We start from the raw sequence: 16,650 nt of genomic DNA, 5'->3' as shown, positions 1-16,650 counted from the left end.
TGAGTGAGGAAAACACCATGATCGATGACGTACTGCTCGATGCGGAAGAACGCATGTCCAGCTCCGTGGACTTTACCCGCGACGAACTTGTCACCATCCGCACCGGGCGCGCCAACCCCGCCATGTTCAATGGCGTGATGGCTGATTTCTATGGTGCGCCCACCCCGATCAACCAGATGGCCACCATCTCGGTTCCGGAGCCGCGCATGCTCTTGATTAAGCCCTTCGACATGTCCACTCTCAACGATATTGAAAACGCGATTCGCAACTCTGATCTTGGCGTCAACCCCACTGATGACGGTCAGGTCATCCGCGTGACCATCCCGCAGCTCACCGAGGAACGCCGCCGTGAACTGGTCAAGCAAGCGAAGCAGAAGGGGGAGGACGGCAAGATCGCCATCCGCAACGTGCGCCGCCAAGGCATGGAGGCGCTGAAGAAAATTCAGAAAAACGGCGACGCTGGCGAGGACGAGGTCAACGCGGCAGAAAAGGAGCTGGACAAAACCACCTCCAAGTACGTCGGTGAGATCGATGAGCTTGTCTCCCGCAAGGAAGGCGAGCTAATGGAGGTCTAAAGACCTACCTGCAGCGCACTAGACCCACGTGACCAGCGCTTTCTAGCGCTAGAAAGCTAGATTCCGTGACAGAACCGGGTGTCCGTCGCCAAGCAGGCGGCTTTGATCGAGTTATTCGGCGACCGCGCCCCAAAAACAGTGCGGGGCGCGACCTACGTTCGGCGACGCTTACTGGGGTGTGCCTAGGTGCGGCCGTACTCATTGCCGCATGGATCGGGCCCTTTGCGTGGTATCCGCTGGTCGCGGTAGCGGTCGGGTTGGCGATGTGGGAGGTCCTCACCCGGTTGCGTGAGGCTGGCTACCGGCAGCCGCGGACATTTTTGCTCGTGCTTGGCCAGGCGATGCTGTGGCTTTCGGCCCCGTTCGGCGCCAGCGGACTCGTCTCGGGTTTTGCTTTTAGCGTGCTGTTTCTCATGTTTTATCGCCTGTTTCACAACGGGCGACACAACTCACCCGAAAACTACGTGCGCGACACCGCAGTAGGGATCTTCGTGCTCGCGTGGATTCCACTGTTCGGCTCTTTCGCCGCGCTGATCTCTCTGGTGGACGCGGGGAAGCTACACGGAGGCCTGTATATCCTCACCTTCATGCTGTGCGTTATCGCCTCCGACGTCGGCGGCTACTGCGCCGGCGTGATGTTCGGCTCGCACCCGATGGCTCCCGCTGTCAGCCCGAGCAAGAGTTGGGAGGGGTTCGCCGGATCCATCACCTTTGGCGTTATCACGGGCATCATCGTCGTGACCTGGCTGCTCAACGGTTCGTGGATGCTGGGCGTGTTGCTCGGCGTCGCCTTGGTCATCTGCGCAACTCTCGGCGACCTAGTGGAAAGCCAGTTCAAACGGGAGCTTGGGATCAAGGACATGTCGGACATGTTGCCCGGCCACGGCGGCATCATGGATCGGCTAGACGGGATGTTGCCGGCGGCAGCGTCGACGTGGCTTGTTTTAGAGCTTGTGGCCAAGCTCTAAGCCGTCGGCAGATTCGTCAAAGGCCCGCCGACGTGCAAAGATGGGCAGTGCTATGAGTGACTTTCCCAAGATTCAACTGCTCGCCCCAAAAAGGGGCATGCCCCCGAAGCATTTCGCCGACCTCAGCGGCGAGGAACGCATCGCGGCCCTTCAAGAACTTGGTTTGCCGAAGTTTAGCGCCAATCAAATCGCGCGGCATTACTACGGCAAGTTCGAGGCGGATCCTTTAGCCATGACGGACCTGCCGGAAAATCAGCGCCAGCGGGTCAAGGACGCCCTTTTTCCGCGGCTTCTTACTCCCGTGCGCGAGGTGGAAACCGACGATGGGGACACCACCAAGACGCTGTGGCGCCTTCACGACGGGATCCTGCTGGAGTCGGTGCTGATGCGGTATCCGGATCGTGCGACGTTGTGCATTTCTTCCCAGGCGGGCTGCGGCATGGCCTGCCCCTTTTGTGCCACCGGCCAAGGCGGGTTGGACCGTAACTTGTCCACCGCCGAAATCGTCGACCAAGTTCGCGAGGCGGCCGCGAAAATGGCCTCTGAAGGCTCACGTTTGAGCAATATCGTATTCATGGGCATGGGAGAGCCGCTGGCCAATTACAACCGTGTTATCAGCGCGGTGCGTCAAATCACCAGCCCAAACCCGGAGGGCTTTGGCATTTCCCAGCGCAACGTCACGGTGTCCACTGTGGGCTTGGCGCCGCAGATCCGCAAGCTTGCCGACGAAGGCCTGTCGTGCACCCTCGCGGTGTCCCTCCACACGCCGGACGACGAGCTGCGCGACGAGCTGGTTCCCATGAACAACCGCTTCGCCGTCGCCGACGTCTTGGATGCGGCCCGCTACTACGCGGAGCAGACGGGGCGCCGTGTTTCCATTGAGTATGCCCTCATTCGCGATATCAACGACCACGATTTCCGTGCGGATATGCTGGGGCGCAAACTACACGACACTTTGGGGTCCCTCGTCCATGTCAACCTGATCCCGCTGAACCCCACTCCGGGCTCTAAATGGGACGCGTCCCCGCGCGGGCGCCAAGACGAGTTTGTCCGCCGTGTTATCGCGCAGGGAGTGCCTTGTACTGTGCGCGACACCAAGGGCCAAGAAATCGCCGCGGCCTGCGGCCAACTCGCCGCCGAAGAAAAAACCGGCTAGGGGACGAAAAAATGTCCACCTTAGATGTGTTCACACACAGATGAGAAAACCCGACCGTGTGGTCGGGTTTTCTCATCTGTGTAGCGCAGGTTTTAGTGCGCGCCACCGAGTTCACGGTCCGCGGAAACAGCGTTGTGCTGGCCGCGCAGGTGGGACACGCGGGAGGGGTCGATATTTAAAGCGCGCAGGGCGCGGTCGTCCAGGTCGGCGTAGGGGCCGGAAAGAGTGGCCTGGTTGTAGATCCAGTCGGGCTCCTGGTGGCCGACCGGTTTGTTGTGGGCTGTCACGGTACGAACCTGGCTTAGCTTCGGGCGCATGGCAAACAGAACCAGGCCGAGGGCGACAAGCACGGTGAAGGAAACCAACCAGAGGGTTTCGACGTGGCCCTGGTGGTTGCCGAAATTGTAGGCGACCAAGAAGGCGACAGAAATCCAACCTGCGGTCTGGATGGTGCCCGGGCTTAGCTCGCTCCAGCCGTACTTGGCGGACGGAACGTCCGCTTCGGAAACGCCGCTATACACCTGGGGTGCTCGATCGTTCGCGTGGTGGGCCACAGCTTTCTCCTTCGCTCAACCTTGCGTGCCCGCGCACATGGCGAACACTTTGCTTTTCTGCCTCGTATTCTCCCACACACTCCGGGCGAATGGTGAGTAGATACCCCCCAAATGTTTCATACTTTCCATTGAGTGATAAACGGGTGCCATTGCGTGCCACAATGGCGGGGTGAAAAAGATTGTTCTTCTCGGATCCACCGGCTCGATCGGCACGCAAGCGATCGAGGTCATTAACGACAACCGGGACAGATTCCAGGTTGTCGGAATTGCGGCGGGGGGACGGGATCCGGGGCTCGTCGTCAAGCAAGCACAGGCCTTCGGTTTGGGCCCAGGTGATGTGGCTGTTTCTGGCGAAGAAGCGGCGCGCGAGGTTTCCGCGGCTTTAGGTGGCTCGGTGCTGCGTGACCCCGCGGAGCTGGTGCGGGCGCGCCCAGCGGATACTGTGCTCAACGCTTTGGTGGGCTCACTGGGTTTGGCTTCGACGTTGGCGGTGGTGGAAACCGAAGCGAGGTTGGCTCTGGCGAACAAGGAATCCCTCGTGGCGGGGGGACGGTTGGTGACCTCCAAAGCCGCCGAAGGCCAGATTGTTCCTGTAGATTCTGAACATTCCGCGATGGCCCAGTGCTTGCGCTCAGGGCGCGTCAATGAGGTCGCGCGCTACGTGCTGACGGCTTCAGGCGGACCATTTCGCGGTTGGAGCCGCGAGCAAATGTGGGATGTCACCCCAAAGCAGGCGGCGGCACACCCGACGTGGTCAATGGGGCAGATGAACACCCTGAACTCGGCGACGATGGTGAACAAAGGTCTTGAGTTGATCGAAGCGACGTTACTTTTCGGTGTCGCCCCCGAGCTTATCGACGTCACCGTGCACCCGCAGTCCATCATCCACTCAATGGTTACCTTCGTCGATGGTGCCACGATCGCGCAGGCTTCGCCGCCGTCGATGAAACTTCCGATCGCCCATGCGCTTGCGTGGCCCGAACGCGTCGCCGACGCGCAGCCAGCTCTTGACTTCTCCGCCGCCATGGACTGGCACTTCGAGCCGCTCGACAACTCAGCTTTCCCCGCCGTTGAGCTCGCCCGTGACGTCGCCCGCACCGGGGCAATGGCACCTGCCGTCTACAATGCTGCTAATGAGGAAGCCGCGGCCGCATTTTTGGGTGGGCGCATCCGTTTCCCACAAATCGTGGACGTGGTCGCGCAGACCATCGAGGCGGTGGACGCCTCAGGGTTCATCCCTGAAAGCTTCGAGGCCGTCATCCACACAGAAACTGAGGCTCGCCGACGCGCCAATGAGTACGTCGACAAGCTGGCGCGCGCATAAGTAAGGAACAGGTTTAGTGGGTTTCGTCGTGGGAATCGCCGTCTTCGCCATCGGGATAGTGCTGTCGATCGCTTTGCACGAGGCCGGACACATGTTTACGGCGCGCGCTTTCGGCATGCGTGTGCGTCGCTACTTCGTGGGCTTCGGCCCGCCCGTGTGGCAAATAACCAAAGGGCACACCACCTACGGTGTGGCTGCCCTGCCCCTCGGCGGTTTCTGCGACATCGCGGGAATGACCGCGCAAGACGAGCTGTCCGCCGCGGAAGAACCCGTGGCGATGTATAAAAAGCCATGGTGGCAACGCATCGCAGTGATGAGCGGTGGAATCGTGATGAACCTGCTGCTGGGTTTGGTGATCATCTATATGGTGGCGGTCTTTGCCAGCATCCCCAACCCCTACGCCGACCGCACGCCCACGGTGGGCAAGGTGGCGTGCACCTCCGACCAAGTTGCTGAGGATCAACTCGCCGAATGTGTGGGCGCGGGACCAGCAGGAGCTGCCGGAATCCAGCCCGGGGACAAACTCCTCGCCGTCGACGGCCAAAAACTCCAGACATTTACCCAACTGCGTGACTACGTGATGCTGCGCCCTGGAGAAACTGTCACGTTGAGCATTCAACGCGAAGGAGAAGTAAGCGACGTCGATGTGGCAGTGGATGCCGTCAAGCGCCTGAACCCTCAGACCGGCGAGTTTGTCGAGGTTGGCGCTGTGGGAATTACTAATCAACCCGTGGACAACCCGACGGCCTCCTTCGGCCCTTTTGAGGCTGTCCCGGCCACATTTGCGTTGACGGGGCAGATGCTGCGCGCGACTGTTGAAGGCTTAGTCGCCTTCCCCGGCAAAATCCCCGGCGTGGTGGCTTCCATTTTCGGTGCTCAACGCGATGAAACCGGCCCAGTCAGCGTCATCGGGGCTTCGCGGGCCGGCGGGGAACTGGTGGAGCGCAGCATGTGGGAAGTGTTTTGGATGATGCTGGCCTCGTTAAACTTCTTCCTCGCGCTGTTTAACTTGGTGCCGCTTCCGCCTCTCGACGGCGGCCACATTGCCGTGATCGTCTACGAGAAGATCCGCGATGGTTTCAGGCGCGCCCGCGGGCTTGCTCCGGCGGGGCCAGCGAACTACGAAAAGCTCATGCCGGTAACTTACGTCATGGCTTCGGCCCTGCTCGTCATCGGTGTGTTTGTGATGGTTGCGGACGTGGTCAACCCCGTCAAGTTATTTGGCTAGCGGTGCTAGAGTAATGGCCATGAATCAGCCTATCTCCCTGGGAATTCCTGATGGCCCACCTCCGACCCTCGCGCCGCGCCGCAAAACCCGCCAGCTAATGGTCGGCTCAGTGGGAGTTGGCTCCGATCATCCAATTTCCGTGCAGTCGATGACCACCACCAAAACGCACGACATTAACGCCACTTTGCAGCAGATCGCTCAGCTAACCGCCGCTGGCTGCGACATCGTCCGCGTGGCATGCCCGAAAACTGTTGATGCGGAGGCGCTGCCTGCCATCGCCGCGAAGTCCCCGATTCCGGTCATTGCCGATATTCACTTTCAGCCGAAGTACATCTTCGCCGCCATTGACGCCGGATGTGCTGCTGTGCGCGTCAACCCTGGCAACATCAAGGAGTTCGACGGCCGCGTCAAGGAGGTTGCTAAGGCGGCCGGGGATGCTGGCATTCCAATCCGCATCGGAGTAAACGGTGGTTCTTTGGACAAGCGCATGCTGGAGAAGTACGGCAAAGCCACCCCGGAGGCTCTTGTGGAATCCGCTGTCTACGAGGCGGGGCTGTTCGAGGAGTACGGCTATAGCGACATCGCCATTTCTGTGAAGCACTCCGATCCGGTTCTTATGGTGGAGGCTTACCGGCAGCTCGCCGAGGTCACCGATTACCCGCTGCACCTCGGCGTGACCGAAGCAGGCCCGAAGTTTATGGGCACCATTAAATCTTCTGTTGCCTTCGGTGCGCTGCTTTCGCAGGGGATCGGCGACACCATCCGGGTCTCTTTGTCGGCGGATCCGGTGGAGGAGATTAAGGTTGGTGATCAGATTCTGCAGTCGATGAATCTGCGTCCGCGCAAGCTTGAAATCGTCTCGTGCCCGTCCTGTGGGCGCGCCCAGGTTGACGTGTACAAGCTTGCCGAGGAAGTCACGGCTGGGCTCGACGGCCTTGAGTTCCCGCTGCGCGTGGCGGTTATGGGCTGTGTGGTCAACGGTCCTGGTGAGGCCCGCGATGCGGACTTGGGTGTAGCTTCCGGTAATGGCAAGGGTCAGATTTTTGTCAAGGGCGAAGTTGTTGAGACGGTGCCGGAGGCGAAAATCGTCGAAACTCTCATTGCGCATGCGATGCGTATTGCGGAGGAGGAAGGTATGGAGGCAACTGCCGGAACCAAGGCTCACGTCAAGGTTACGCGCTAGACTTCTTCGCGCTTCGGAGTGGTGGCATCTGTTTTGATGCCACCACTGCTATTTTCACGCCATGAGCCGTTCCGTGATCGCGGTGAGTGTGGGCGTGGCCCTCACTGCCAGCCTTGTCGTTGGCTGCACACCAAAACCCAATGACGCCGCACCCGCCGCGGCAGACTTCCTCGACGCCGTTGAATCACAGGACTACGATGCGCTCGCCTCGCTTGTCGACGACCCCACTACCGCCGCGGACTCCATCCGTGCAAGTTGGGAGGGCCTCCAGGCCGAAAGTCTCGACATCACCGTTACTGAAGTCAGCCAGCAAGACAACCTGGCGACGGTGAAGTACACGATGACGTGGCAGCTTCCGCGGGATCGTCACTACACCTACGATTCCGCGGCGACGTTGACCCAGTCCTCCGACACATGGACGGTACGCTGGCGCCCGTCCGTGATGAATCCGCGTCTAGGCGCCCACCAACACATGGAACTTCGTGCCGAGCCCGCCACGAAGGCGAGTGTCGTCTCCTCTGACGGCGTCGAGCTGCTCAGCCCCGGCACCGTTTACCGCATCCTGGTGGACACTGATCAGATGAGAGATCCCGCTGCGACCGCCACGACCATTTCTACGGCGCTTGATGTAGCGCGCGAAGGGCGTCAAGCAGTACCACGGCGTGATCCGGCGGAGCTAAAGGAGCAGTTGCGCGCAGCGGCGGGAAGCTTCTCTGTTGCGGTGGTGCCAGCAAACGCCAAAGATGCCGTCGCCGCCGCTGTCAGTGGGGACCCGTCGATCCGGCTTAACGAGGAAGCTGCGATGATCACCGTGAACCCGGGTTTCGCCCCGGACATCATGGCGCGCGTCGCTGAGCTGGTGCGCGATGACCTAGAGGGCGCGGCGGGCTGGAGCGTCAACGTGGTCAACTCCAACGGTGCCTTTATCGAGGAATTAACGGGTGAGGCCGCAACCCCAGCACCCGCCATCCACATCAGCCTCGACCACGCGGTCCAGCGGGCGGCGGAGAAGGCCCTAGAGCCCATCGCGGGTCAACAGGCCATGATTGTGGCCATCCGGCCCTCCACCGGCGGGATCCTCGCCGTGGCACAAACCCCGGCCGCTGATGCGTTGGGAAACCTGGCTACGATGGGCCAGTACCCGCCCGGCTCTACCTTTAAAATCATCACAGCGGCAGCGGGCATTGAGAAACAAGGCCTCAACCCCGACACGATCGTTGCCTGCCCCGGCACCATGATCCTCTACGGCCGCATAGTGACCAATTACGCGGGATTTAGCATGGGAAACGTCCCCTTAAGGTCTGCGTTCGCCCGTTCCTGCAACACAACCTTCGCTGACATCTCCACCAAGCTTGCCCCCGGGGAGCTGAAGGAAACAGGCAAGCAGTTCGGCTTGGGCGTAGACATGAAAATCGCAGGGCTCGACACGATCACCGGATCCATTCCGGTCGGCGAAGAAGCCCTTGATCGCACTGAAGCGGGCTACGGGCAGGGCCACGACTTGGTCAGCCCCTTCGGCATGGCCCTGGTCGCAGCCACAGCGGCACGAGGCTTGATGCCGGTGCCTTTTCTTGTCGACGGCCAAAAAACCGAAGTATCCGAAGATGTACGCAAGCTTTCACCGGAGGTAGAGGGTGCGCTACAGCAAATCATGCAGGCGGTGACTGCTCCCGGCGGAACAGCGGCCGGCATGAGCGCTGGCGGGGACATCCGCGGCAAGACCGGCGAGGCGGAAATCTATGGTGGATCACACTCCTGGTTCACCGGATACAGGGCCAACGACGACATCGCCTTCGCCACCCTCATCGTCCTCGGTGGAGGCTCCGAGGCGGCGGTGGCCGTTACCGACCGGATGTTGATCAACTTGGATGAGTCACGCAAAACGGGAGGCTAAAAAGCCACGCCGACCCGTGGGGTTAGCATGGGGGCTATGAGTCAACGTGGAATGTTAACCCCCGGCACACCAACGCCGATCCGGACTGTGCCCGAGCACATCGAGCGCCCCGAATACGCATGGAAAGACGAGGTTCAAGAAAACATCGGAGAGCCCTTCGTGCAGACTCCGGAAAACATTGAGAGGATGCGCGAGGCATCCAAGATTGCAGCTAACGCGTTGGCGACGGCCGGGGCCGCCGTGAAACCCGGCGTCACAACAGACGAAATCGACCGCGTCGCCCACGAATACATGCTTGACCACGGCGCGTACCCCTCGACGCTGGGTTATCGCAGCTACCCCAAGTCATGCTGTGTCTCCCTCAACGAGATTGTCTGCCACGGCATCCCCGACACGACGGTGATCGAGGAAGGCGACATTGTCAACATCGATGTCACCGCCTACAAAAACGGCGTCCACGGCGACACCAACGCCACGTTTTGCGCAGGAGAAGTCGAGCAGCGTCACAAGGATTTAGTCGAGCGCACCTACCAGGCCATGATGCGTGGTATCAAGGCGGCCAAGGCAGGCCGCGAGATCAACGTCATCGGCCGCGTCATCGAAGCCTACGCCAAGCGTTTCGGCTACAACGTGGTCACCGACTTCACTGGACACGGCATCGGCACCACCTTCCACAACGGTCTCGTGGTGCTGCATTTTGATTCGGACGCTTACCGCGATGTGTTGGAGCCGGGTATGACGTTGACTATCGAGCCCATGATTAACCTGGGCGAATTGCCGTACCGAGTCTGGGACGACGGCTGGACCGTGCAAAACGAGGACGGCGAGTACACTGCCCAGTTTGAGCACACGATCCTCATCACCGAGGAAGGAACCGAGATTCTCACCCTTCCGGACGAGGACGTCGCCGCCGGAATGTTGATGCTGGGACAGTAGGGTTTCCACCAGCAAACACGAAAATGCCCCTTCTTCCGCAGCTAATGCGGAAGAAGGGGCTGAGCAACTCGCTGTTCGCGAGAAAGCGGCTTAGAACTTGATCAAGCCGTTGTAGGAAGCCCAGTTGAAGGCGGAGATGACGGCGCCGATCAAAGTGCCGATGCCGGCCAGAACGGTCAGGTCGATCAGGTAGCGAGCCCACTGCGGGACGTTGTCCATGTTAATTTCCTTGCCGAAGGCGTCGGCACCGTAGAACGGTTCCTTAGCGTCGGGGAAGAAGTGGGAGGAACCTTTACCGCTGGACAGGCCGCCGAAGCCGTCCTTGAGGACGTCTCCGAAGTCCTTGTCACCTACCTGCTTACCAGTGAAAGCGGAGGAGCCGGAGTTGTTGGTCTGGCTGGTACCGTTGTCCTTGCTGGAGCCGTCGTTCTGAGCAGAGCCGTTGTCCTGGGAGGAACCATCGTTTTGAGCAGGGCCATTGTTCTGAGCGGAACCGTTGTCCTGGGAGGAACCATCGTTTTGAGCAGGGCCATTGTTCTGAGCGGAACCGTTGTCCTGGGAGGAACCATCGTTCTGAGCAGAACCGTTGTTCTGGGTCGAGCCGTCGGTCTGAGCAGAAGCAACACCGACACCAGTGATGGCGAGGGTCAGGGCGGTAGCAGCTGCAACTGCGGAGGTGCGGAAGTTACGCATGGTAAATCCTTCTTTCTAAAAGGTTGAAACAGGTGTTGTGCGGAATCCCGCTATTTAGACCCCGAGCGGGCCGTGGATGACGAAGTTGTAGGCAGGCCCGACAATGAGGGAAACCAAGGCCGAGACACCAAGGAAGATGGAGCCCACGTAGAGGAGCTGAGCCCACCGTGGCTGCGTCTCCCAAGTCTGTCCGTCCTGACCCTCCTTGGAAGATCCGAACAGGGCTTCTGCATCGGCGCCAGTCTTGACGGTCTTTCCGTCCTCGATCCTCCAGGCATCCAGGCTCTTGCCAAGGTCGGTCGAGGAGCCACCCTCACCCTTCGTTTCGGTGACCTCAGTAGTAATGGGCTTGACCTCCTCGGCGAGGGCGACGGAAGCGGAGCCAAAGGTGACAGCGAGGGCAGTGGCGGCAGCGAAGCCTGCTTTACGGAAATTGCGCATGAGACGAAATCCTTACTCTTTGAGTGCTTACAAGACGTCCGGGCAGTGACAAGCTCTCGACAGGACGTACGAGTCCTACTCGTCTTTATGCCGTTTCCGGTGAGTACCCGGTGTCGTAGAAAAACCATAACCTAAGGGAACCTCAATTGCACCACAAGCTGGGAAAAAGTTGCTAGTGCTTTAAGGAAACCTATAAGGATGCAATAGTGAGCTGGTCAACTATCGTTACATCCGGACTATATTACGTGGGATTTTAGCTAAAACCGGCAAACCTCCCGAAGTGAGAGCGCCTCCCCCCAATTCGGGGGTGTATGGTGTTAACTATTGCTGAGCTGCAGGTCCAAACCCAAAATCGCATTTTCCGTCACCTCCGCGAGGGACGGGTGAATCCAATACTGGCCACGCGCGAAGCCGCGCAAGTCAATGTCGTAGGCAAGAACCGTAATCATCTGCTGAATCAGAGTCGATGCTTGCGGGCCCATATAATGCGCGCCTAGCAGACGGCCAGTGCTGCGATCCGCGACAAGTTTGCACATCCCAGAGGTATCGTCCAACGCCCAGCCGTAAGCGACATCACCGTACTTCTGCACCTTGGTAGTTACGTCGTGACCCGCCTCGCGGGCCTGTGCCTCCGTCATACCAACAGTGGCGATCTCCGGGTGGGTAAAAACCGCGTAAGGAACGTGGTCATGTGGCATAGCTACAAGATCGTTCGGGTTGAGCAGGTTGTGCTTGATCGCGCGGGTCTCGGCGTTGGATACGTGCTTGAGCTGGTAAGGAGAGGAGACGTCGCCCAAAGCCCAAACACCCTCGGCGGTGGTGCGACCGTAGCGGTCAACGCGGATGCGGGCGCCGTCGACAAGCTCGATGCCGCCGGCGTGAGCGTTCAACAAATCCCCGTTGGGCCTGCGGCCCGTCGCTACAAGCAACGCCTCCGAGGTGACCTTAGTGCCGTCATCGAGAGTGAGTGTGACCCCGGCGTCATCCTCGCGCGCCTCAGTCACGGTCGCCCGCTCATGAACCTCATAGGTATTGCGTGCAATTTCGTTGAATCGCTCAACAAAGTCGTGGTCGAGCGTGCGCAGCAACTCAGAACGATTGACCACAGTGACCTTCGTGCCCAGCGCATTGAAGATGTGCGCAAACTCCATCGCAATGAAACCGCCGCCCACAATGATCAAAGACTCCGGCTGCTTCGCAATACGCATGATATTTTCGCTCGTGTAATGCGTAATATCGCTCGCCCACTCAGGGATGACGGGGCGGGCACCCGCCGCAATGACAATCTGGTCTGCAGAAATCGTCTCTTCCTTACCACCCCGACCCGTTGAGATGGTGCGATCTCCGACGAACGTTGCATGCATGTCGTAAACCGTGACGTTGGGGCTGCCGTCTCCGCGCCGGAACTCCTCGCCACCGCTCGCGATGGGGTCAACACGTTTGGTGAAGATGCGGTCCACGATCGCGGGCCAATCGGCACCATTGAAACCGGTATCCAAGCCAAGGTGGGAAGAATGGGCAGCACTGTACGCAGCGTCGGCGGTCTTGACGAACATTTTCGTGGGGATGCAACCAGCGTTAAGACAAGTGCCGCCGAACGAACCCTTTTCCACGATGGCGATTTTCCAGTCCTTGAACTTGCGTGAGGGAATCGAGTTGCCTGAGCCGGCGCCGATGATGATGAGGTCGTAATGGGCATTCATGAGGGTGGAATTAACTCCTTGAAATTGTTTTAGTGCTGGATTTTCAGATCGCTGAGCCAACGCAGAGCGGACGCCAACGCGGCCTCGCGAGCGTACTTTTCGGAAAGGAAAACGTCGTGAAGCGCGCCATCAATGGCCAACACCTGCGAATCACGAGCCAAGGTCGGAGCCCAACGCTTCATGTCTGCCACGTCGAGAACCGTATCCGCAGTGTCGGCAGCCGGGGAATAAGGCTGACGCAGATAAGAATGAGACGACGACAAAGTGAGCATGGGCACCCCGGTGTCAACATCCCCAGAATGAATGCGCTCCTGGCCCAAGAAAATCGCCCGCAGCCAGCCGAGGCTCACACTGTGGCCCTCAATCGGTTTCATGGTGGTGTCGAACCTCCAGCTCCCGTGCTCCTCAATGGAGATGGACTTGCCGTAAGTCGCGGTCCCTCCCTTATTTACAGCCAAGGTGGGAAACGCCTTACCCAACACAGCAACTGGGTACTTCAACGCCAAAACCAACAGCTTTGGAAACTGCATGTCAAGCCACGGGCTATTAAGAATCATGCCCGCTACCGCGGAATGCAGACCCGGGTCCCTACGGCGCACATAATCAAGCCACAGCGGAGCAATCAAGCCACCGGTCGAATGGGCAATCGGGACAACACTGCCGTGCTCGCCCGCGATCAACCGTGCCGCCAGCGTTAACTCGGGAAAATACTCCTCAAGATCAGTCGTGGCGTGCCAGCGCTGCCCCTCACGCCAGGAACGGCCGCACCTTCTCATGTCCACCGCATAAAAGGGGTAGCCCTGCGCAAGGAAATGCTCCGCCACGTGAGCCTGAAAGAAATAGTCAGACATGCCGTGAATCCACAAAAGGGCAGGCTTGGACGAAGGAGAGTCGAAATGTGCGCGCACCAACGTCGCCGGCTCGCTGCCGACCGTGAGGATCTCGGCGTTTTCAAAACCTTCACCGAGGATATCGCGGCGCCACACCAAATCATCGAGGCGCCGGGCACTGTTTGGAGAAACGGGGCGATTGTCGCTCATGGTGACGATGGTAGAACAGATCGCAAACGCGGCGGCAGGAGGTGCTCATGACAACGAAAAAACGATAGGCGTATTGTAGAAGGATGCTGCGGTTGACTTCTTTTTCGCGTGTTCGTGGCGGGAGAGGGATTTTCAGCCGCGGGATTTACTCACGGAATCCGCATTATCGATAAGCGAAAAGGGTTGAACGGATGTCTGAACAACAAGGCAATAACATAAGCGGCGAGGTGGACGTTTTGCTCATTGGCGCGGGCATCATGAGCGCCACCCTGAGCGCGATGCTTCGCGAGCTGGAGCCCGACTGGTCGCAAGTGATCGTTGAACGCCTCGACGGACCTGCGAAGGAGTCCAGCTACCCGCTGAATAACGCCGGCACCGGCCACTCTGCGCTGTGCGAGCTGAACTACACCCCGGAAAAAAACGGGCGCATTGACGTTTCCAAAGCAATGGTGATCAACGAGAAGTTCCAGCTATCCCGCCAGTTCTGGTCCCACCAGCTAGAAAACAACCTGCTGGATGACCCGTCTAAGTTCATCAACCCGGTCCCGCACGTCTCCTTTGCCCAAGGCGAAGACCAGATCGACTACCTGCGCCGTCGCTACGACAAACTGACGGAAAACCACATGTTCCCGAACATGAAGTTTACCGACGACCACGAAGCTTTCGGCGAAAAGCTACCGCTGATGGCCAAAGACCGTGACTTCGACGCCGAACCCGTCGCCATCTCCTGGACTGACGAAGGCACCGACATTGATTACGGTGCGTTGACCAAACAATTCATTGACAACTCCGTGGCGCGCGGCACCGAGGTGCGCTACGGCCGTGAAGTTCTCAACCTCAAACGCGAAGGCAACTTCTGGAAGGTCACCGTTCGCAACGTCCACACCGGCGATAAGCAAGTGCTCAAGGCCCGCTTCGTCTTTGTCGGTGCCGGAGGCTACGCCCTTGACCTGCTGCGCAAAGCGGGCGTTCCCGAGGTCCGCGGCTACGCTGGCTTCCCAATCTCCGGCCTGTGGCTGCGCACCACCAACCAAGAGATCGTCTCCCAGCACAAGGCGAAAGTCTACGGCAAAGCAAAGGTGGGCGCCCCACCAATGTCCGTTCCGCACCTCGACCTACGCGTCATCGACGGCGAGGAGTCTTTGCTGTTTGGCCCCTACGGTGGGTGGAGCCCGAAGTTTTTGAAGGAGGGCTCCTACCTCGACCTATTTAAGTCGATCCGCCCCGACAACATCCCGTCTTACCTCGGCGTCGCCGCCACCAACTTCAGCCTCGTCACGTACCTAGTTTCCGAGGTTTTTAAGGACTTCGACGGCCGCATGGAGGCCTTGCGCGAGTACTATCCCTCCGCCGACGGCAAGGACTGGGACACCGTCGTCGCCGGCCAGCGCGTTCAAGTAATCAAGCCGGCCGCGGCCCCGAGCTTCGGCACCCTGGAGTTCGGCACGGCGCTGGTCAACGACCAGTCCGGCTCCATCGCCGGTATTCTTGGTGCTTCTCCGGGTGCATCCATCACCCCATCGGCGATGCTCGAGCTGTTGGAGCGCTGCTTCGGCGAGCGCATGATCGAGTGGTCCGACAAGCTGCACGAGATGTTCCCGACGTATGGCATCTCGCTCAAGCGCGACGCTGGCGCTTTCCAAAAGCAGTGGGATTGGACACAAAAAGTGCTCAAGCTGGAGCCTTAAAAAGCTTCGAGCAAATCAGCGCCCCTTTGACTCACGTGCCGCAATAGGTGACAAAGGGGCGCTTGTCTTCCCCAGCTCGCTGTGCTGTTTCAGGTGCGGACATCCAATCCTTCCCCGCGTTGGGGTTAAACGGGTCGGTCACGGCAGCGAGCAGCTCGTTGTAGGGCAGGTAGTTGCCGTCGCGCTCCGCGCTGGTGATGGCCTTTTGCAACATGTAATTGCGCGGAATGAAAATAGGCCCGCCATGGTTTTCCCGGTTGTAGACAGTGATGTCGGCAGCATGTGCGAGCGATTGCGGGTCCGGGACCTCCCGGCCCCAGTGTTGCTCCCAGACCTGCTGGATAGGCGCCAAGATGCGAGTTGCGGTGTCGGCCTCCATGACGCAAAGAAGCGCCTCCGCCAATCGTGCCAGGTTCCACGCGATAATCGGAGGTTGGTTGCCGAAGGCGTAACGCCCAGCCTCATCAATTGAGGAGTAGCGGGCGTCAGCCTGAAAGACCGGCGTAAAAGCGCACGGCCCATAGTCGATTGTCTCACCGGAAAGCGTGGTGTTATCGGTATTCATCACGCCGTGTACAAATCCGATGCGCATCCACTTCGCCACAAGGCTGACCTGGCGGTGCATCACCGTTTCCAAAAGAGCAGCAGGGCTGGCGAAACCGGCCGCCGCGACAACCTTTTCCACCAGCTCGCCCGACTGGGTAGCTGCGAACTGGACGGTGCCCACTCGCAAGTGGGAAGATGCGACACGCACGACAATTCCCCCAGGAACAACTCCTTGTTGCCGCAACACCTTATTTCCGGTGGTCAAAACGGCTAGCGCACGGGTTGTGGGAATTCCCACGGCGTGCATGAATTCGCTAACCAGGTACTCGCGCAGCATCGGCCCTACCGCGCCGAAACCATCAGAGCCGGGGCGGGAAAACGGAGTCGGACCAGAACCTTTCACTTGGATCTCCCGGCCTTGGGGGTCGCTTGTGAGGTCGCCGAGGAGGAGAGCGCGGCCGTCGCCAAGCAAAGGCACAAACTGCCCGAACTGGTGACCGGCATAAGCCGTGGCAGAGCCACCATCTACACCGGCGAGCCAGCGCGTGCCTCCATCGCTGCGCAACCATTCAACGTCAAGTCCAAGCGAGACCGCGAGCGATTCATTGAGCACCTTGATGTCCAGGGCGGGGAAGTCAGCAGCGTGAGCGGCGCGGGCCAACTCAGGCAGCCTCTGCGCGAAAGTGTGATTCAACGAGGGCCGTGCGGAAGCGTTCATGCT

General features: G+C 59.6%; 15 protein-coding genes. 9 read left to right on the top strand and 6 right to left on the bottom strand.

The window, feature by feature from the left end:
* Nucleotides 1–17 precede the first annotated feature (17 nt).
* The 3 genes from frr (at nt 18) to rlmN (ending at nt 2,699) form a co-directional block, all read left to right on the top strand.
* On the top strand, nt 18–575 hold the full coding sequence (gene frr / locus VLL26_RS04730) for a ribosome recycling factor (protein ID WP_342319958.1): 558 nt from the start codon (nt 18–20) through the stop codon (nt 573–575).
* A 65-nt stretch (nt 576–640) separates the two neighbouring features.
* Nucleotides 641–1,543 (top strand): phosphatidate cytidylyltransferase, encoded by a 903-nt coding sequence (locus VLL26_RS04725; RefSeq protein WP_342319957.1) that lies wholly within the window; start codon nt 641–643, stop codon nt 1,541–1,543.
* Between the two features lie 52 nt (nt 1,544–1,595).
* Entirely contained in the window at nt 1,596–2,699 is a 1,104-nt protein-coding gene (gene rlmN / locus VLL26_RS04720; protein ID WP_342319956.1) for a 23S rRNA (adenine(2503)-C(2))-methyltransferase RlmN, read from the top strand.
* Nucleotides 2,700–2,791: 92 nt separating this feature from the next.
* On the opposite strand, the gene VLL26_RS04715 is transcribed toward rlmN, so the two are convergent.
* Complete coding sequence (locus tag VLL26_RS04715; protein WP_342319955.1) at nt 2,792–3,253, bottom strand: DUF2631 domain-containing protein; 462 nt, start codon at nt 3,251–3,253, stop codon at nt 2,792–2,794.
* A 169-nt stretch (nt 3,254–3,422) separates the two neighbouring features.
* On the opposite strand from VLL26_RS04715, the gene dxr reads away from it, so the two are divergent.
* The 5 genes from dxr (at nt 3,423) to map (ending at nt 9,818) form a co-directional block, all read left to right on the top strand.
* A complete protein-coding gene (gene dxr, locus VLL26_RS04710; protein WP_342319954.1) occupies nt 3,423–4,577 on the top strand; it encodes a 1-deoxy-D-xylulose-5-phosphate reductoisomerase in 1,155 nt (384 codons plus the stop codon).
* 16 nt (nt 4,578–4,593) lie between these two features.
* On the top strand, nt 4,594–5,805 hold the full coding sequence (locus VLL26_RS04705) for a M50 family metallopeptidase (protein ID WP_342319953.1): 1,212 nt from the start codon (nt 4,594–4,596) through the stop codon (nt 5,803–5,805).
* Between the two features lie 19 nt (nt 5,806–5,824).
* Complete coding sequence (gene ispG / locus VLL26_RS04700; RefSeq protein WP_342319952.1) at nt 5,825–6,988, top strand: flavodoxin-dependent (E)-4-hydroxy-3-methylbut-2-enyl-diphosphate synthase; 1,164 nt, start codon at nt 5,825–5,827, stop codon at nt 6,986–6,988.
* A 61-nt stretch (nt 6,989–7,049) separates the two neighbouring features.
* Entirely contained in the window at nt 7,050–8,882 is a 1,833-nt protein-coding gene (locus tag VLL26_RS04695) for a penicillin-binding transpeptidase domain-containing protein (protein WP_342319951.1), read from the top strand.
* 36 nt (nt 8,883–8,918) lie between these two features.
* Nucleotides 8,919–9,818: a type I methionyl aminopeptidase gene (gene map / locus VLL26_RS04690; protein WP_342319950.1), complete on the top strand. Its 900-nt coding sequence runs from the start codon at nt 8,919–8,921 to the stop codon at nt 9,816–9,818.
* Nucleotides 9,819–9,908: 90 nt separating this feature from the next.
* Here map and VLL26_RS04685 read toward each other — a convergent pair whose 3' ends face one another.
* The 4 genes from VLL26_RS04685 to VLL26_RS04670 all read right to left on the bottom strand — a co-directional run bounded on the left by VLL26_RS04685 (nt 9,909) and on the right by VLL26_RS04670 (nt 13,695).
* On the bottom strand, nt 9,909–10,511 hold the full coding sequence (locus VLL26_RS04685; RefSeq protein WP_342319949.1) for a hypothetical protein: 603 nt from the start codon (nt 10,509–10,511) through the stop codon (nt 9,909–9,911).
* Between the two features lie 54 nt (nt 10,512–10,565).
* The gene (locus VLL26_RS04680; protein WP_342319948.1) at nt 10,566–10,952 is read right to left on the bottom strand and encodes a hypothetical protein; all 387 of its coding nucleotides are present in this window, start codon (nt 10,950–10,952) and stop codon (nt 10,566–10,568) included.
* A gap of 317 nt (nt 10,953–11,269) precedes the next feature.
* Nucleotides 11,270–12,655, bottom strand: coding sequence for a mycothione reductase (mtr, locus tag VLL26_RS04675; RefSeq protein ID WP_342319947.1), 1,386 nt, complete (start codon nt 12,653–12,655; stop codon nt 11,270–11,272).
* A gap of 29 nt (nt 12,656–12,684) precedes the next feature.
* Complete coding sequence (locus VLL26_RS04670) at nt 12,685–13,695, bottom strand: alpha/beta hydrolase (RefSeq protein WP_342319946.1); 1,011 nt, start codon at nt 13,693–13,695, stop codon at nt 12,685–12,687.
* A 191-nt stretch (nt 13,696–13,886) separates the two neighbouring features.
* On the opposite strand from VLL26_RS04670, the gene mqo reads away from it, so the two are divergent.
* Entirely contained in the window at nt 13,887–15,383 is a 1,497-nt protein-coding gene (gene mqo, locus VLL26_RS04665) for a malate dehydrogenase (quinone) (RefSeq protein WP_342319945.1), read from the top strand.
* A 31-nt stretch (nt 15,384–15,414) separates the two neighbouring features.
* On the opposite strand, the gene VLL26_RS04660 is transcribed toward mqo, so the two are convergent.
* Nucleotides 15,415–16,647, bottom strand: coding sequence for a protein adenylyltransferase SelO family protein (locus VLL26_RS04660; RefSeq protein ID WP_342319944.1), 1,233 nt, complete (start codon nt 16,645–16,647; stop codon nt 15,415–15,417).
* Nucleotides 16,648–16,650: the final 3 nt, after the last annotated feature.

Source organism: Corynebacterium sp. BD556, from assembly GCF_038452275.1.
Classification (GTDB): domain Bacteria; phylum Actinomycetota; class Actinomycetes; order Mycobacteriales; family Mycobacteriaceae; genus Corynebacterium; species Corynebacterium mayonis.
This window is presented reverse-complemented; position numbering and strand designations above follow the sequence as displayed.

Bases quoted from the DNA above. Each gene is read 5' to 3' on its own strand.
- VLL26_RS04680 (WP_342319948.1), bottom strand. From the start codon at position 10,952: ATGCGCAATTTCCGTAAAGCAGGCTTCGCTGCCGCCACTGCCCTCGCT.
- mtr (WP_342319947.1), bottom strand. From the start codon at position 12,655: ATGAATGCCCATTACGACCTCATCATCATCGGCGCCGGCTCAGGCAAC.
- rlmN (WP_342319956.1), top strand. From the start codon at position 1,596: ATGAGTGACTTTCCCAAGATTCAACTGCTCGCCCCAAAAAGGGGCATG.
- VLL26_RS04660 (WP_342319944.1), bottom strand. From the start codon at position 16,647: ATGAACGCTTCCGCACGGCCCTCGTTGAATCACACTTTCGCGCAGAGG.
- frr (WP_342319958.1), top strand. From the start codon at position 18: ATGATCGATGACGTACTGCTCGATGCGGAAGAACGCATGTCCAGCTCC.
- ispG (WP_342319952.1), top strand. From the start codon at position 5,825: ATGAATCAGCCTATCTCCCTGGGAATTCCTGATGGCCCACCTCCGACC.
- VLL26_RS04685 (WP_342319949.1), bottom strand. From the start codon at position 10,511: ATGCGTAACTTCCGCACCTCCGCAGTTGCAGCTGCTACCGCCCTGACC.
- VLL26_RS04670 (WP_342319946.1), bottom strand. From the start codon at position 13,695: ATGAGCGACAATCGCCCCGTTTCTCCAAACAGTGCCCGGCGCCTCGAT.
- VLL26_RS04695 (WP_342319951.1), top strand. From the start codon at position 7,050: ATGAGCCGTTCCGTGATCGCGGTGAGTGTGGGCGTGGCCCTCACTGCC.
- mqo (WP_342319945.1), top strand. From the start codon at position 13,887: ATGTCTGAACAACAAGGCAATAACATAAGCGGCGAGGTGGACGTTTTG.
- map (WP_342319950.1), top strand. From the start codon at position 8,919: ATGAGTCAACGTGGAATGTTAACCCCCGGCACACCAACGCCGATCCGG.